We start from the raw sequence: 18,367 nt of genomic DNA, 5'->3' as shown, positions 1-18,367 counted from the left end.
GAGAGTTATAATTACCCAATACCCCCCATTCCCCCATAAAACTGCCTACTCCTCGTATAAAATTTGGATTCCAATCACTATTTCCTTTATATTCTTCTAGTGTATATAGCAATCCCCTACGAAAATTGTCATCTAAAGCTTCATCTCTTGTTGTGTTATATCTATTGATCGAGATGTGGTCATCGTTACGACAATAATCTAATGTTTTATAAGTTGTTTTGGGAATATGCTCCCAATGTCCATGTTCTGCGCCTCCTTTCCAAACATTTCGATCTCCGGGATCGCTAATATCGTCTGATAACTGGTTAGTAAATTCAAGAAGGTTTTGATTTATTTTCGCTGGCCATTTACTCGGTACCGGGATCGTAAAACTATCCATCCAAATCCAATCTCGACCGTTAAAGTACTCCATGGTTATTACCGGCGTACCATTTTGAATAAATTGCCATTTTTTTTCTGCCGCATAATTAACCGTGCAGTTTGCACCATAACCATTGATGGTCGATAACCATATTTTGCCACCCCCATTATGTGAATAACAACGATAATAAAGTTGATTGGCTCCCGGTCCAATTGCCGTAAATGCCGCATTTTGAAAACCCGTGGTCGGGAAGCCACTCCAACGTGAAAAGCCCCAAAAGTTATGAAATACATTTCCGTCATAACCACCATAATTACCCATATCATTTGGTCTTAAATAGCAGATACTGGGATTATGGGGAATGACGGTATATTCCACCCAACTATTACCATAATAACGATTATTCGGTACACCATAAGGAGTATTAGCTTGGATATCCCACACCTCTACTCTTAATTTATACGGCCCACCACAGCCCCATAATTCATTACCTAACCTATCATTCGGAATTTGTGCACCATTTTCATACCATGTCGCTTTTAGATAACCTGACACATACCCACCCGCTTCATCACCATCTGCATCACCTATACTAAGATAAGGGATATGATGAGCATTACCATCACTAACGACACTATGCGACATGACTTGATTAAAATGCATACCTGGCGGTGCTTTTATGGCAACCCCAGCATCCCAGGCGCTTATCCAATTATAACCACCTTGACCATTAGGAAAATTCAAACCTATTATTTGCCGCAAATCAGTTAAAGGGTTAAAACCATCACCTAATATAATATAGGGAGAATTCCCGGTAATAACTTTGACGGTACTGGCTCTTAGGGACGTTAATGCATAACTACTTGATGAAAATAATAAAACTAAAGTAACGGCGAAAACGCTAAAAAGCGGCGAAAATAAAAATAACCTTAAAAATCGAGGAAAAAATAAATTATTAGAAAAGACTAAACGTTGATTGCAATAACAAGATGAATTTAAATTATAAGTTGGGCAGGTTTGGTGTTTGGTGTTTGGTGTTTAAAATTATAGTTCATAACAACAGCCTTGTCAAGTAATTCCATGTTTTATTTCGCTTTTTTAGGTTTATTTGACTAAATAACAGCCAATTATTGCGCTAAAAATCATCTAAAAGTATAGTGATTGAAAATAATCTATGCAACTGATTTTAGAATCTAAATTGTTAACTTTTGTAAATATTATTAGTCAGATAAGCTGTTAACGCACTATTTTAACCTTTTTAAAACTCCTTTCCGTAAATTTTTGGGTTTAAAAAGTACGCTCTTCAAAGATATGCTATGCAGGCAATCTACATTCGATGCCTGATTTGTTAAAGGTTAAACGCAACTTATTGTATTTATATGTTTATTGATAGGTACAATTTGTTGCGTTGTATTTGCCAGATTATCAATCGTTAACTTTATAGAATTAATCTCCACGGCATATCGCTCTTTTGTTAAAAATAGCCATATTAATAATATTAGAATTTCCTTCTTTTTTGCCGCCCGTATTGAATACAACCTGACCATTTTGTCTCAAACCAAGCGGATAAAAACGTACAGGACCAAGGCCGGTATTAGAAATCGATTTAGTAGCGGTCCATATCTCGTTTGCAAAAAGAGAGTTATAATTACCCAATACCCCCCATTCCCCCATAAAACTGCCTACTCCTCGTATAAAATTTGGATTCCAATCACTATTTCCTTTATATTCTTCTAGTGTATATAGCAATCCCCTACGAAAATTATCATCTAAAGCTTCATCTCTTGTTGTTTTATATCTTAAGAGCGATGAGTGGTCATCGTTACGACAATAATCTAATGTTTTATAAGTTGTTTTGGGAATATGCTGCCAATGTCCATGTTCAGCCCCCCCCTCCCAATATCTTCGATCTCCAGGCTCGTTAATATCGTCTGTTAACTGGTTAGTAAATTCAAGAAGGTTTTGATTTATTTTCGCTGGCCATTTACTCGGTACTGGGATCGTAAAACTATCCATCCAAATCCAATCTCGACCGTTAAAGTACTCCATGGTTATTACCGGCGTACCATTTTGAATAAATTGCCATTTTTGTTCTGATGCATAATTAACCGTGCAGTTTGCGCCATAACCATTAATAGTGGATAACCATATTTTGCCGCCCCCATTATGTGAATAACATCGATAACGACTTTGGTCCGCACCGGCACCGATTAACGTAAATGCCGCATATTGAAAACCCGTGGTTGGGAAGCCACTCCAACGTGAAAAGCCCCAAAAGTTATGAAATATATTTCCGTCATAACCACCATAATTACCCATATCATTTGGCCTTAAATAGCAAATACTGGAATTATGGGGAATAACGGTATATTCCACCCAACTATTACCATAATAACGATTATTCGGTACACCATAAGGGGTATTAGCTTGGATATCCCAAACCTCTACTCTTAATTTATACGGCCCACCACAACCCCACAATTCATTACCTAACCAATCATACGGAATTTGTGCGCCATTTTCATACCATGTCGCTTTTAGATAACCTGACACATACCCACCCGCTTCATCACCATCTGCATCACCTATAGTAAGATAAGGGATATGATGAGCATTACCATCACTAACGACACTATGGGACATGACTTGATTAAAATGCATACCTGGCGGTGCTTTGATGGCAACCCCGGCATCCCAGGCACTTATCCAATTATAACCACCTTGACCATTAGGAAAATTCAAACCAATTATTTGACGCAAATCAGTTAAAGGATTAAAACCATCGCCTAATATAATATAGGGAGAATTGCCGGCAATAACTTTGACGGTACTGGCTCTTAGGGATGTTAGTGCATAACTACTTGATGAAAAGAATAAAAATAAAGTAACGGCGAAAACACTAAAAAGTGGCGAGAATAAAAATAACCTTAAAAATCGAGGAAAAAATAAATTACTAGAAAAGACTGAACGTTGATTGCAATAACAAGGTGATTTTAAAGTATAAGTTGGGCAGGTTTGGTGTTTGGTGTTTGGTGTTTAAAATTATAGTTCATAACAACAGCCTTGTCAAGTAATTCCATGTTTTATTTCGCTTTTTTAGGTTTATTTGACTAAATAACAGCCTATTATTGCGCTAAAAATCATCTAAAAGTATAGTGATTGAAAATAATCTATGCAACTTCTTTTAAAGTCTAAATTGTTAACTTTTGTAAATATTATTAGTCAGATAAGCTGTTAACGCACTGTTTTAACCCTTCAAAAAAAACCTCTCCTCGAATTTTTGAGGTTAAAAAGTGCGCTCTTCAAAGATATGCTATGCAGTCAATTCTACATTCGATGCCTTATTTATTAAAGATAGATCGCAACATATTGTATTTATATATTTATTGATAGGTACAATTTGTTACGTTGTATTTGCCAGATTATCAATGAATAACATCATAGAATTAATCTCCACGACAAACTGCTTCTACAGCATGATATATATTTTTCCAATTATCATGATAAATAGTGCCATCATGGTAAACATAAACTGGACTTGTATGCGTTATTACTATATTTCCCTGATTTATCTTGTCTATACCTCTATCAGCTGTCCATATTCCTCTATCTCCCCACAATCCGATATTATATCCCTTTAATTTCCCCCATTCTCCCATAAAATTGCCAACTGAACGTACCCAACCACTATTACTATTAGGATTTTTCATTTTTATTTCATCTGCTTTATACAAATATTGTTGACGAAAGTTGTCATCCAATGCTTCATGTAATCGCACTCGTTTAGGATTATATATTCCTCCATTATGAGGAGGAAGCTCTCTTCCTGTACAATAATCTAATACACGAAAAGTCTGTCCATCAGTAAAACTTTCGAATGTTCTTAAATGTATATTTGATGATTCTGATGTTTCAGTAAAATTGGTAAATCCAAAAATTTTACCTCCTTTCGATGGCCATTTACTCGGTACCGGTATCGTAAAACTATCCATCCAAATCCAATCTCGACCGTTAAAGTACTCCATGGTTATTACCGGCGTACCATTTTCAATAAATTGCCATTTTTGTTCTGATGCATAATTAACCGTGCAGTTTGCGCCATAACCATTGATGGTCGATAACCATATTTTGCCACCCCCATTATGTGAATAACATCGATAACGACTTTGGTCCGCACCTGCACCGATTAACGTAAATGCCGCATATTGAAAACCCGTGGTTGGGAAACCACTCCAACGTGAAAAGCCCCAAAAGTTATGAAATACATTTCCATCATAACCGCCGTAATCGCCCATATCATTTGGCCTTAAATAGCAGATACTAGGATTATGGGGAATAACGGTATATTCCACCCAGCTATTACCATAATAACGATTATTAGGCACACCATAAGGGGTATTAGCTTGGATATCCCAAACCTCTACTCTTAATTTATACGGCCCACCGCAACCCCACAATTCATTACCTAACCACTCATACGGAATTTGTGCACCATTTTCATACCATGTTGCTTTTAGATAACCTGACACATACCCACCCGCTTCATCACCATCTGCATCACCTATATAAAGATAAGGGATATGATGAGCATTACCATCACTAACGACACTATGGGACATGACTTGATTAAAATGCATACCTGGCGGTGCTTTTATGGCAACCCCAGCATCCCAGGCACTTATCCAATTATAACCACCTTGACCATTAGGAAAATTCAAACCTATTATTTGCCGTAAATCAGTTAAAGGGTTAAAACCATCACCTAATATAATATAGGGAGAATTCCCGGTAATAACTTTGACGGTACTGGCTCTTAGAGATGTTAATGCAGAACTACTTGATGAAAAGAATAAAACTAAAGTAACGGCGAAAACGCTAAAAAGCGGCGAGAATAAAAATAACCTTAAAAATCGAGAAAAAAATAAATTACTAGAAGAGACTAAACGTTGATTGCAATAATGAGATGATTTTAAAGTATAAGTTGGGCAGGTTTGGTGTTTGGTGTTTGGTGTTTAAAATTATAGTTCATAACAACAACCTTGTCAAGTAATTCCATGTTTTATTTGATTTTTTAAGTCTGTTCGAACAATTTACAGTCGATTATTGTACTTAAAATCTGCTAAGAGTATAGTGATTGAAAATAATCTATGCAACTGATTTTAGAATCTAAATTGTTAATTTATGTAAAGATATCTTATATTTATGAATTGTGACTATTTAATACACCCCATACCATCTATCGATGATATGGGCTGATTAGTTATAATCCAGTGACAACCATTTTTTATTTAACTGTATTATTTATCGTTTTTAGCGAGCTAATCAGAGATTAATCATTAAGGTGTAACACAGACAGCATAAGTTTTTTTGCCAAAAGATCTATAATGTATGTCTCCATCATCAGGAAAAACCACAAATATACCAGTATAACCCCCATCCGTTTTTGCGTCGTCTGTCCAATAATAGTCATTAAAAAAGTTAGCTCCATCATATTTAATCATATATCCCCACTCCGAAAAAAAACCTGCATTAATTATACGTTGAGAATAATTATTAGGTGACAATGGCGTCGCACCGACAGCACCTACACAACGATCATCAGCATTTTTTCCTCGACAAGAAGCATTGGTTAAATCTTTTACTTGTACAAGACGATAGCCAATTTTTTTGCACCACAAACGTTGGTCACCATTTTTAGCTTTAACATTTCCTCGGTTGATAAACCACTTTTTTATCTGAAAACCATACTTCACCACCTCATTATCATGACTATCTTTACCTATTAACTCAAATGTCTGAGGCAATGATGGAACAAGTATCTTTTCATCTATAGCAAAGGGACCCGTTAAGGTGACCCGAACAACACTGGTATCTGATTCATTTAAATACTTCACATCAGCACTAATACCGCTACCGCTATTAGTAACAGACCAACTCAAAGGTTCATAACTACCACCAATACTTAAATCAAAATATAAACCATTTGCTCCAGTAGTTGGAAAATTTCGTGCATAAGATGATGGAGTAGTTGATTGGACTAGAAATCCCCTTTCAGGATCCCATATCGATTTAGGTCCAGCATATATGCCTGTACCAGACTTTAGCTCTGGTTTAGCAAAACAGATCGTTGGCATAGCTTTAGGGCTAATGTAATATGTAGCATTACTAGCGCTAAAAGTGCTACGATTAGGAACGCCATACTGAGTATTTAATAAGCCATCAGTACTTGTTATTGTGACTTTATATGGTGCTTCGCAAATATTTAGTACATGATTACGTGCTACAACTTGATTTTTATTATCAACAATAGTTAAAGTTAAATTACCAGTAGCTGAAATACCATTACTCCCCTGACCATCGCCATCATCATCGCGCCAATAGTTATAAGGCGCGCCAATAAGTGTATTTAATCGGATTGAATTAGTATTGGTTGGTATAAACATCTTTATATCAGCGAAGCTTTCACCCAAATTAGTTAATACAATAGGATTAGTCGCCGTTGAATTATTTGATTCATTTGTAAATAATCGCCCATCAGATAAACGGATAGCTGATAAATGATTGGTATCAGTAACTTTAGTCTGTCCTTCATCAAATGTTAAATAGGGTGCACTACCATGAATAACATTAGTTGTATAAGACGATAATGCATAACTACTTGATGAAAAGAATAAAACTAAAGCAACGGCGAAAACACTAAAAAACGGCGAAAATAAAAATAATCTTAAAAATCGAGGGAAAAATAAACTACTAGAAAAGACTAAACGTTGATTGCAACAATAAGATGATTTTAAATTATAAGTTGGGCAGGTTTGGTGTTTGGTGTTTGGTGTTTAAAATTATAGTTCATAACGACAACCCTGTCAAGTAATTCCATGTTTTATTTGATTTTTTAAGTCTGTTCGAACAAATTACAGTCGATTATTGTACTTAAAATATGCTAAGAGTATAGTGATTGAAAATAATCTATGCAACTGATTTAAAAAAGCTAAATTGTTAACTTTTGTAAATATTATTAGTGAGATAAGCGGTTTAATCATATTTTTCCCCTTTTAAAAACCCTCTCTCCTCAACTTTTTTTGATTAAAATAGCTCTCCATAAAATTATTTTTGTGACTTTTTAAATATAGAGGGTTATTGCTGAGACACACTATTTTCAAGGCGATTTAGAAAAAATATGCTATACTACTGCTTTATTTAAAATAGTAGAGAGATTATTTTGCAACAATCATTACAAGATTTTATTATTGATAAAATTGATGACCTTAAAGGCAAAGATATTGTTACCCTTGATGTTCGAGGTAAATCAAGTATTACCGATTATATGATTATCTGTACAGGCACATCTAATCGTCATGTTGCATCAATAGCAGGTCACTTACTTGATGAAGCAAAAAAACAAGGCCATCTTGTATTAGGTAGTGAAGGCCAAAATGATGCTGATTGGGTGGTTGTTGATATGGATTCTGTCATTGTACATATCATGCAAGAACAGAGTCGGCAACTTTACGAACTCGAGAAACTTTGGAGTTAGTGACGTGAAAATACAGCTTATTGCTGTTGGCAATAAAATGCCCAATTGGGTGACCACTGCTTTTAATGATTACCAATCCCGTTTCCCCAAAGATATGCCTTTAGAACTGATTGAAATACCAGCAGGAAAACGGACTAAAAATGCTGATATTGTGCGAATTTTAGATAAAGAAGGTGAATTAATGCTAGCTGCATGTGGCAAAGGTAATCGCATTGTCACACTGGATATTCCAGGCAAACCTTATACAACCCACGATTTAGCAAAACAACTTGAACGTTGGAAAACCGATGGTCGTGATGTCAGTTTGTTAATTGGCGGTCCTGAAGGTTTGTCGCCAGCATGTAAAGCGGCGGCTGAACAAAGTTGGTCATTATCACCTTTAACATTGCCTCATCCATTAGTACGAGTAATTGTTTCTGAAAGTCTTTATCGTGCATGGAGTTTAACGGCTAATCATCCTTATCATCGTGAATAGATCGGATAATAAAATGAGTACTATTATTTTAGATTTGCAAATTGCCTGTGAGCATCATGAGAATCTCCCAACAGAACAACAAATTATGCAATGGCTAGAAGTGATCTTACCGCAGTTTATGGATAATGCCGAAATCACTATACGAATTGTCGATAAAGAAGAGAGCCAACATCTTAATTACACTTATCGTAATAAAGATAAACCGACAAATGTTTTATCATTCCCATTTGAATCACCAATTGAAATTGATGTGCCGTTACTCGGTGATTTAGTGATTTGTAAACAAGTGGTTGAAATCGAAGCTAGCGAACAACATAAATCATTAACATCACATTGGGCACATATGATTGTTCATGGATGTTTGCATTTATTAGGATATGATCATATCCTTGACGAAGAAGCTGAAGAAATGGAAAATATCGAAATCGACATCATGGCACAATTAGGTTTTGATAACCCTTATCAACTAATTGATTAAATAAATGTGACTAATAATCTGTTTAGATATTAGAACAATAACTATAAATCGAACTATATTTGATATTACAAAAAGGAAGAGAGCAAAATGAGTGATGATAATCACCGGAGACCCAAAAAAGGGTTTACATTATGGTTAAGTCAATTATTCAATTCAGAACCAAAAGATAAAGAAGAACTGATCGAAGTTATTCGTGAGGCTGAAGAAAATCAACTCATTGATCCTGATACCCTCGATATGATCGAAGGTGTAATGGATATAGCCGATCAACGCGTTCGTGATATCATGATACCTCGCTCTCAAATTGTAACAATCAAAGATAATTTCACCCTTGATGAATGTTTAGATATTATTTCTGAACATGGCCATTCACGTTATCCAGTAATTAGTGAAGATCGAGACCATATCGAAGGAGTACTATTAGCCAAAGATTTACTCATTTATATTCGACAAGGTGTCAAGGATTTTGATTTGAAAAAGATCCTAAGACCAACTGTTGTCGTTCCTGAAAGTAAACGCGTTGACCATATGTTAAAAGAATTCCGCATGCAACGCTATCATATGGCAATGGCCATTGACGAGTTTGGTGGTGTTTCAGGCTTAGTCACTATCGAGGATATTTTAGAACTTATAGTTGGTGATATCGAAGATGAATACGATGAAGTTGAAGATCGCGATATTCGCCGTTTATCACAATCAGTTTATTCTGTCCGTGCCCTTACTCCTGTAGAAGATTTTAATGAAATTTTTGCCACCACGTTTAGTGATGATGAAATGGATACTATTGGCGGATTAGTCATGCAACATTTTGGACGTTTACCAATCCGAGGCGAAACGATTACTATTGATGGTTATCAATTTAAAGTAACCATTGTTGACCGAAGACGTATTATTCAATTGCATGTCACGATCCCTGAAGATGCAAACATACCTAATTTAGAGCAATCAGAAAATGCTTAAACAAATTTTATTAAGCTTTATCTTTGGTGCAATTGCGGTATTTAGTTACGCACCCTTTCATATCTGGCCACTTGCATTTGTAGCATTTGCCGGCCTTTTGTGGTTAATCGCTGATAAACCGAAAAAGAGAGCAATGCTTATTGGTTTTAGCTGGGGTATTGGCTATTTTTTAGCGGGTACTCATTGGGTTTATATAAGCATTAAACAATATGGTGAAGTACCAACATCGGTAGCAGTAATTATTTTAGGACTACTAATCGCATACTTAGCATTTTATCCTATGTTATTTGCATTATTGCTAAGAGTATGTGATCGTTTCGCACCAAAATTCTCGATAAAACAATTGGTTTTGCTCACCCCTATTTTGTGGCAGCTTACTGAATTTTTACGAGGCTATATTTTAACCGGTTTTGCATGGTTAGAACTAGGATATAGTCAACTAGATAGTCCATTGAGAGGCTACTTCCCGATAGTTGGAATAAATGGTGTCACATTAATATTGACTATCTGCTGTGGTTTAATCATCTATTGTTTAAATATGGCATTAAGCCACTCGACTAAAAAGCACCCAATTGGTGCAATATTCGCACTATTAACGCTCTTTATTGCACCAATATCATTCAATTTAATTAATTGGACAACAATTGACCACAGCCGTTCTGCTGATTTTAGCTTAATTCAAGGTAATATTTCACAATCTCTCCGCTGGACTAAAGAGCAACTAAATAAAACTCTGCAAACTTATGGCTCATTGACAGAACAAAATCTTGCTAAAGATAAAATTATTATTTGGTCTGAGGCAAGCATTACCGATTACGAAATCAATCAGCAACCTTTCCTCCAATTTTTAGATAACGAAGCAAGAGCAAATAATAGTGAAATAGCTGTTGGTATTATTGATTACCGTTTAGGAAATTACGGTTATCAAGAGAACCCTAATATTTATAACACATTGCTAGTGTTAGGTGGAAAAACACCATATCAATACCCTAACACCAACCGTTATCAAAAACATCATCTGGTACCGTTTGGTGAATTTACTCCTTTAGAATCATTACTTGATCCTATTGGGCAAATGCTTGATATCCCAATGTCATCCATGCAGGCTGGAGCTGAAAAACAACCACCACTTGAGATAAAAGGCTTCAAATTTACTACTGCTATTTGCTATGAAGTTATTTTATCCGACTTAATATTGAAAAACTTTACTACAGACACAGATTTTTTACTAACTGTATCTAACGATGCCTGGTTTGGTAACAGTATTGGCCCCAAACAACATTTACAAATGGCGCAAGCAAGAGCCTTAGAATTTGGCAGACCAATGATTCGTAGTACCAATACAGGCATTACAGCAATTATTGATCATCATGGTCAAATTGTTGAACAATTACCACAATTTCAAACTCAGGTTTTAAATTACAAATTATCCCCTACTGTTGGTTTAACCCCTTATGCAAGGTTTGGAAACCTTTTCTATTATCTGATTATTTCAATATTATTTATTTTGATTTTTGTAAGAAATCGTCGCTAAGCAATATTTTGGCATAAATATTGCTTATATAATATTGAAATTCAAAAAATTGGCTATGTTAAGAATTGGTAAAAATCATCGAATTTCTTGACGGTAGCTTGTCCTTTTAAACGATAAATAAACAGTAAAAAGTACTTTTATGCTAAAAAATAAGTTATAATATACGCCCTTTGTAAAAATATTAAATTTATTTAATATGATACAAATTAAACAGTAGGAGATGAGTATGTACAAAAAGACAAAACTAACCAAATTAGTGTTATCATTAGCAATGCTAGGCCTAATGAGTGGTGCCGCTGTTGCAGAGGAACTAAGTGGTACATTGGCTAAAATCAAAGAAAGCGGTGTGATTGTTGTTGGTCATCGAGAGTCTTCTATCCCATTTTCCTACTATGGTGAAAAACAAGAAGTTATCGGTTATTCTCAAGATTACTCTAACCTAATTATAGATGCAGTAAAAAAAGAACTAAATTTGCCGGATCTTAAAGTTAAATATTTACCAATTACTTCTAAGACTCGAATTCAATTACTAAATAACTATACCTATGATTTTGAATGTGGTTCCACAACAAACAATCTTGAACGTCAAAAGACTGTAGATTTTTCTGACAGTATTTTTATTGTAGGTACCCGATTCCTTGTTAAAGCAGATAGTAATATCAATAGTATTGAAGATTTAAAAGGAAAAAATGTAGTGACTACCGCTGGTACTACATCTGAAGTCCGTTTAAATCAAATTAACAATAAAGAAAAATTAGGTATTCGTATTATTACGCCAAAAGATCATGGTGATGCATTTAATGCTCTTGAAACTGGTCGTGCTGAGGCATTTTTAATGGATGATGCACTTTTAGCCGGTGAGCGTTCACGTGCAATTAACCCAGCTGAATGGAAAATTGTCGGTGAGCCATTATCTTATGAATCTTATGGTTGTATGTTAAGAAAAGGCGATAGCCAATTTAAACAATTAATGGATAAAACCATTGCTGATGCCCAAAAATCAGGAAAAGCATTAGAATCTTATAACAAATGGTTCACTCAACCTGTTCCACCAAAAGGAGCGAATATGGCTCTAACAATTTCACCAAAAATGGTTGAGCTTTTTGCAAATCCAAATGATAAAGCATTAGATTAATACTTTTCTCATCTTTCTAATCCTATGTACTAAATGTATGTTGCATTTAGTACATAATCTAATTTAGTGAAATAAATATATTATGAGTTTCAATTGGACACTATTTTTTGAATCCACCCCGTATGGTGATGGAATTTATTTAAACTGGCTTTGGGATGGTATTGTTGTTACCGTTTCATTAGCAGTTACTGCTTGGATTATTGCATTCATACTAGGATCACTAGTGGGAATCTGCCGAACATTAGAAAATAAATTTCTAAATCGTTTTGCAGCCGGTTATATCCAACTATTCCGTAATATCCCATTACTAGTACAAATGTTTTTATGGTACATGTTATTTCCTGAAATTCTATCTGGAAGTTTAAAAACATGGTTTATATCTGGTTTATCACCTGATGTCAGTGCATTTATCACGGCGGCAATTGCTTTAGGTCTGTTTACTTCTGCTCGTATTGCAGAACAAGTTAGAACCGGTATTCAAACTTTACCCATAGGTCAGCGTTATGCCGCTATTGCACTTGGTTTAACAAATCGACAAGCATATATGTATGTTCTACTACCTAATGCTTATCGTCGTATTATTCCACCACTAACGTCTGAAATGACCAATATCATTAAAAATTCATCAGTTGCATCTACTATTGGATTGATAGATTTGATTGGTCAAATAGATCGCATTAACGATGCAACTAACAGCATTGTTGAAATTTTATGTGGAGTAACGATTGCATTTATGTTGATAAACTATGCCGTACTAACCATTATGCGTTTTGTTGAAAAACAAACCCGCTTACCTAATATGAATCATGGAGGATAACATGCAACTACTAAATTGGATTGCAGATATACCTTCATTAGTATCAGACAATTATCATCTACTATTAAGTGGGTTATGGTTAACCGCTAAAATTACATTTACCGCCGTTGTATTTGGTATTGTTTGGGGGACAGTATTAGCTTTAATGCGTTTATCAAATAATAAAATACTAAATATTTTTGCTAAATTTTATGTCAATTTATTCCGTTCCATTCCATTACTGTTAGTTTTGTTATGGTTCTATTTAGCATTACCACAAGTTATTAAACATATATTTAATTTACCGCCTTATGCTGATGTTAGGATTGTTTCAGCGATGATCGCGTTTGCTTTATTTGAAGCAGCTTACTATTCTGAAATCATTCGTGCAGGGATTAATGCGGTTGCTAAAGGTCAATATCATGCAGCTTACGCATTAGGTATGACCAAAAGTCAGGCAATGCGCTTGATAATATTACCACAAGCATTTAGATCAATGGTGCCATTGTTGTTAACACAAGGTATTATCTTGTTCCAGGATACCTCTTTGGTTTATGTGATGAGCTTAATTGATTTATTTGGCGCCAGTGTTACCCAAATCGGTACGGTTCAGGGTGGCACTGTTAAATATTCAATGATTATTTTTGCAGCAATAAGTTACTTTATAATTTGTTATACTGCTTCTCGTTTAGTTAATTATTTCAAGAAAGGGATAAGTCGATGATCTCCTTAGAAAATGTATCAAAATGGTACGGAAAATTTCAAGTATTAAAAAACTGTACTACAAGAGTAGGTAAAGGTGAAGTTGTTGTTGTTTGTGGGCCTTCTGGTTCAGGTAAATCAACACTAATCAAAACCGTAAATGCTCTAGAACCTATTCAACAAGGTAAAATTATTATTGATGGTACTGAGATTACAAATCCATCGACTAATTTAGCAAAACTGCGTTCAAAAGTGGGAATGGTATTTCAGCACTTTGAGCTTTTCCCTCATTTAACAATTTTGAAAAATTTGACACTTGCTCAAATTAAGGTATTAGGCCGATCAAACGAAGAAGCGCGTGAAAAAGCGCTATCGCTATTAGATCGTGTTGGTTTATTGGCTCATGCAGATAAATTCCCAGCTCAACTATCTGGTGGTCAACAACAACGTGTTGCAATCGCTCGAGCACTATGTATGGATCCTGTCGTTATGCTATTTGATGAACCAACCTCGGCTCTTGATCCAGAAATGGTTAATGAAGTACTAGATGTTATGGTTGAATTAGCTTATGAAGGCATGACCATGATGGTTGTTACCCATGAGATGGGCTTTGCACGTAAAGTTGCACATCGCGTGATCTTTATGGATGCTGGTGAAATCATTGAAGATACCTCAAAAGAGCAATTCTTTACCAATCCGCAATCAGATCGTGCTAAAGACTTTTTAGCTAAGATCATTCACTAATAGATAAAAAAGCACCAGCTATAATACAATAAGTTGGTGCTTTATCTATATCAGCAATAATTTAAGTGTCGCTACTATTGTAGAACATTTTTTATTTGTTCAACTAGGCCACTTTCTCGATGAATTTGACTTTTCACTACACGATCTAAAATTTTAGCATCAGAATAAATTGAGACTGTTTTTTTAGCCCTTGTTATTGCCGTATAGAGTAATGATCGATTAAGTAGTGGCGAAAATTCTGTTGGTAGAATAATATTGACATGATCAAATTCAGAACCTTGGGATTTGTGGATAGTCATTGCATAGGCAGTTTCATGCTCCGGTAATCGATAGGGAGAAAAACCTTTAATAGAACCATCAGAAAAAGGGAAATAAACCCGTAATTTTGAGTGATCATGTTCAGCTGTAAGAGTGATACCAATATCACCATTATATAAACCTAATGAGGTACTATTACGTAAGATCATAATTGGTCGACCAATATACCATTGATCACGATTATTTAATTTAATCAATTTGTGTTTGGCTAATAATAATTCAATTTGCTTATTTAACCCTCCTACCCCAAACTTACCTTCTCGTACAGCACACAGTAAACGACACTCAGCAAATTTACTTAAAACATTGGCAATATCATTATTTTGATGATGTTTAATAGCATTTAGATAATTTTTATAATGTGCTACACAATCATCTAAAACAGCTTGGTAAGTTTGACTTGAAGATAATTCATAATAACAAGCATCTGGTAAAGCTTTATTGGCTAGCAGTTTTTTAACCGCTTGCAATTGACCTTCTTTAACGGCATTAGCCAACAAGCCTATTCCTGAAGACTCGTTAAAACGATAACTTTTTTTCAATAAACAGATACTATCGGTAATCATGCTTGCTGGTTGGTCTGCGTTTGGAATAGTATAACCAGTTAATTGACTTAGTTCATCAGCCCTAGATTGACTATATCCATTTAAAATAAAGTCACATAAGTCACCAAATACCGCACCTGCTTCAACAGAAGATAGCTGATCTTTATCGCCCAATAAGATTAAGCGAGCGCAATCAGGCAGAGCCTCAATAATTCTTGCCATCATATTCAGATCAACCATTGAAGCTTCATCAACTACAAGAACATCAATATGTAATTGATTGTGTTTATTATAATTAAATGAGCGATTATCAGTTTTTGCACCTAATAAACGGTGCAGAGTCACGGCTTCAGTTTGAATATTTAATGATTCAAAAGATAACTGTTCAATTGCTCGACTGAGAGATTCGGTTAACCTTGATGCTGCTTTGCCAGTTGGTGCTGCTGCCACGATTCGCGTGGTAGGATCATTTAACACTATTCCTGCTAAGATTTTAGCTACTGTAGTTGTTTTACCTGTACCTGGGCCACCTGAAATAATGGCAATTTTACGAGTTAGCGCCACCGCAACCGCAATTTTTTGCCAATCAATAGTTGTATTATCATCAACAAATAGTTGGTCAAGAATATTTTTTAAGTCAATCGGTTTACTTGATGTAATATTCAACTGTGGTTGATTAAAAAACTGTGCAACATGACGTTCATCTAGCCACATACGTTGAAAATAAAGCTTATTCTCAATAAAAATAAGTGGCGCAAGTTGTTTGCCATCACTTACTACCTGTTTATTTGAAGCTACACAGAGTACATTAATCCAATCTTCAACTGTTGGAGCATTGAGTTCCTGCCAAAGTTGTGGATCGATAATATGTTGATTCAGACGAGTAATATCAAGACAAACATGACCTGACCTGACTTCCTGACTTAACGATATAATTAAAAAGGCAAAACGTTTACTAATAATTTCATCGTTGCTATCAACTTTATTGACCAAAAATTGTGCCAAATGAAGATCGAGTAAACTTATCTGACTATTCTGTTTAAATTGCTCAAACCAATTAGTTAACATTGTTTGTACTTTATTTTATGAGGTTTATAAACCATATATATCTTTTTCTTTATCATTTGGATAAGTGAGTTTAAAGCTTAAATTAAGATCTTTAGTTTCACTTGGATTTAAAGTAAATCGCCAAGTTAATAATCCGGTTTGTTTATCATATTGAGCACCATCATATTTAGCATCATCAAGTATTACGGTTTTATTTAAAATCACCGGTAGCTGATCATTAACTACGATATCAATTGGCAATGTTTTATTATTTTTGACATCAATAGTATAAGCATACTTTTGTGAAATATCATCACCAAATAGTGATGGAGTTGAGGTTTCTTTAACATTACGATTGCGGGCGATTAAAATGTTTTTATCACGTCCTAATGAAAAATCCAATGTCTCTTTAGCACTTTGGGTTGAGATAGTCGTCTCACCAACAAAATCTCCATTAAAGAAGATATTGGCTTTTCCTGAGAATAGATTCAGTTTATCCCAGTCTCTTATCTGTGCTAGTAAATAAACACTACTATCTAATTTAGGCGTTGAAATATAATGATAATTAGCTTCAACTTCATTTGTTTGCAATGTAAGAATATTATTTTCACTATTGGTTTTGATAGTATAAGGTAATTTAACATCAAATTGGGTATTGATACCTAAAGTATTAACTTTGGTATTTTGGCCAGGCTCTACCAATCTTGATTTTGATTCTCGTTCGTAATATTCTTCTTTCTCGGACTTGGAAAAAAATAGACCACTTTTTTCACTATAAACATCAATATACCATGGATTAATTTCTGGGGCAGATATACCTTTACTCGGATTAGAGGTTGATAAACTAAAATCGACATTTTGCCAATCTAAACCACTGTTTTGATAAATTGCTGCTTTATAGGTCAATTGTAAAGGCGAATTAATATCGGCAACTCGGACATCATAAATCGGTTCCCAACCAGCTTCAGAGGTAACATATGAAAGTGTAATAGGTAATGTAATATCTTTATTGGAAATGACTTTGACAACAACCGCATTATGTAATTTGTCAGCTTCTTGCATTTCATCTATTTGGGTTTGGCATTGTTTAATTTGTTCGTCTAACAAATCAATTTCTTTTTGTAATCGACTTTGCTCATTTAATGTCACAGTTAGATTAGCTTTTACAAAATCTAGTACATTTTTCATGGCAATTAAATCAGCAGATTCACTTTTAACTAAGCTATCTAAGCGATTACCTTGCAAAAGTGAAACTTGTTCATTCACCACTTTTAGTTGAATTTCTACAATATCATGCTTTTCTTGTAGCTGTTGCCTATTATCAATAAACTTTTGAATATCTTGACTATTATTTACATTTCTAGCATATTTATTATTTAATGATGTCGACAATACTTTGACATCATTATTGCCAAAACCAACATTGATTGAATCAGGCTTAACATTATTTGCGATACCTGTTAATATGATTTCACTTTCACCTTTAGTTAATGAAACAGTTGATTGTCCTTGCAATTCGGCACCTTGTAAAAACAAAGTTACTTTATTTAATGTAACATTATTATTTGCCCAAGCACTTCCTGAAATTAATGCGATAGCCAATGCAATTTTGTGAATTTTCATATTAGCAGTTTCCTATATCTTGATGATTTTATTTATTAATCTATTAAATATCATGTTAATAAAAATATAATTATCTACAGTTTTTTATGATCAAAAAATATTCATTATTTTATAT

At 34.6% G+C, this 18,367-nt stretch carries 16 protein-coding genes; 10 read left to right on the top strand and 6 right to left on the bottom strand.

The window, feature by feature from the left end:
* From B6C84_RS11150 to B6C84_RS11140, 3 genes are all read right to left on the bottom strand, one after another.
* A partial coding sequence (locus B6C84_RS11150) for a hypothetical protein (protein WP_133052396.1) occupies positions 1-1,105 on the bottom strand: 1,105 nt, incomplete at its 3' end.
* A 702-nt stretch (positions 1,106-1,807) separates the two neighbouring features.
* Positions 1,808-3,103, bottom strand: a complete 1,296-nt coding sequence (locus tag B6C84_RS11145; protein ID WP_133053378.1) for a hypothetical protein — start codon at positions 3,101-3,103, stop codon at positions 1,808-1,810.
* A 704-nt stretch (positions 3,104-3,807) separates the two neighbouring features.
* The gene (locus tag B6C84_RS11140) at positions 3,808-5,079 is read right to left on the bottom strand and encodes a hypothetical protein (protein ID WP_086354096.1); all 1,272 of its coding nucleotides are present in this window, start codon (positions 5,077-5,079) and stop codon (positions 3,808-3,810) included.
* 79 nt (positions 5,080-5,158) lie between these two features.
* On the opposite strand from B6C84_RS11140, the gene B6C84_RS11615 reads away from it, so the two are divergent.
* On the top strand, positions 5,159-5,311 hold the full coding sequence (locus tag B6C84_RS11615) for a hypothetical protein (RefSeq protein WP_165755146.1): 153 nt from the start codon (positions 5,159-5,161) through the stop codon (positions 5,309-5,311).
* Positions 5,312-5,697: 386 nt separating this feature from the next.
* Here B6C84_RS11615 and B6C84_RS11135 read toward each other — a convergent pair whose 3' ends face one another.
* Complete coding sequence (locus B6C84_RS11135; protein WP_086354097.1) at positions 5,698-6,804, bottom strand: hypothetical protein; 1,107 nt, start codon at positions 6,802-6,804, stop codon at positions 5,698-5,700.
* A gap of 773 nt (positions 6,805-7,577) precedes the next feature.
* Between B6C84_RS11135 and rsfS the strand changes: the two genes are divergently transcribed.
* From rsfS to B6C84_RS11090, 9 genes are all read left to right on the top strand, one after another.
* Positions 7,578-7,895, top strand: coding sequence for a ribosome silencing factor (rsfS, locus tag B6C84_RS11130; protein ID WP_034902136.1), 318 nt, complete (start codon positions 7,578-7,580; stop codon positions 7,893-7,895).
* A gap of 4 nt (positions 7,896-7,899) precedes the next feature.
* Entirely contained in the window at positions 7,900-8,370 is a 471-nt protein-coding gene (gene rlmH / locus B6C84_RS11125) for a 23S rRNA (pseudouridine(1915)-N(3))-methyltransferase RlmH (protein WP_065651767.1), read from the top strand.
* Positions 8,371-8,383: 13 nt separating this feature from the next.
* A complete protein-coding gene (gene ybeY, locus B6C84_RS11120; RefSeq protein WP_034902141.1) occupies positions 8,384-8,848 on the top strand; it encodes an rRNA maturation RNase YbeY in 465 nt (154 codons plus the stop codon).
* A gap of 87 nt (positions 8,849-8,935) precedes the next feature.
* A complete protein-coding gene (corC, locus tag B6C84_RS11115) occupies positions 8,936-9,808 on the top strand; it encodes a CNNM family magnesium/cobalt transport protein CorC (protein WP_034902143.1) in 873 nt (290 codons plus the stop codon).
* A complete protein-coding gene (lnt, locus tag B6C84_RS11110) occupies positions 9,801-11,342 on the top strand; it encodes an apolipoprotein N-acyltransferase (RefSeq protein WP_086354098.1) in 1,542 nt (513 codons plus the stop codon). Before corC ends, lnt begins: the two co-directional genes overlap by 8 nt.
* A 226-nt stretch (positions 11,343-11,568) precedes the next feature.
* Positions 11,569-12,477 (top strand): glutamate/aspartate ABC transporter substrate-binding protein, encoded by a 909-nt coding sequence (locus tag B6C84_RS11105; RefSeq protein ID WP_086354099.1) that lies wholly within the window; start codon positions 11,569-11,571, stop codon positions 12,475-12,477.
* Between the two features lie 82 nt (positions 12,478-12,559).
* A complete protein-coding gene (locus B6C84_RS11100) occupies positions 12,560-13,294 on the top strand; it encodes an amino acid ABC transporter permease (protein ID WP_086354100.1) in 735 nt (244 codons plus the stop codon).
* 1 nt (position 13,295) lies between these two features.
* On the top strand, positions 13,296-13,997 hold the full coding sequence (locus B6C84_RS11095; RefSeq protein WP_065578632.1) for an ABC transporter permease subunit: 702 nt from the start codon (positions 13,296-13,298) through the stop codon (positions 13,995-13,997).
* Positions 13,994-14,719, top strand: coding sequence for an amino acid ABC transporter ATP-binding protein (locus B6C84_RS11090; RefSeq protein ID WP_034902152.1), 726 nt, complete (start codon positions 13,994-13,996; stop codon positions 14,717-14,719). Before B6C84_RS11095 ends, B6C84_RS11090 begins: the two co-directional genes overlap by 4 nt.
* A 74-nt stretch (positions 14,720-14,793) precedes the next feature.
* Here the strand turns inward: B6C84_RS11090 and recD are convergent, their stop codons facing one another.
* Together recD and B6C84_RS11080 are read right to left on the bottom strand one after the other, a co-directional pair.
* Positions 14,794-16,650: an exodeoxyribonuclease V subunit alpha gene (recD, locus tag B6C84_RS11085; protein ID WP_086354101.1), complete on the bottom strand. Its 1,857-nt coding sequence runs from the start codon at positions 16,648-16,650 to the stop codon at positions 14,794-14,796.
* Between the two features lie 24 nt (positions 16,651-16,674).
* Positions 16,675-18,252: a DUF4139 domain-containing protein gene (locus B6C84_RS11080; RefSeq protein ID WP_086354102.1), complete on the bottom strand. Its 1,578-nt coding sequence runs from the start codon at positions 18,250-18,252 to the stop codon at positions 16,675-16,677.
* Positions 18,253-18,367: the final 115 nt, after the last annotated feature.

It is taken from the genome of Gilliamella apis (assembly GCF_002142155.1).
GTDB lineage: Bacteria > Pseudomonadota > Gammaproteobacteria > Enterobacterales > Orbaceae > Gilliamella > Gilliamella apis.
The sequence above is the reverse complement of the archived record's forward strand: the minus strand, read 5'-3'. Positions and strand labels throughout refer to the sequence as shown.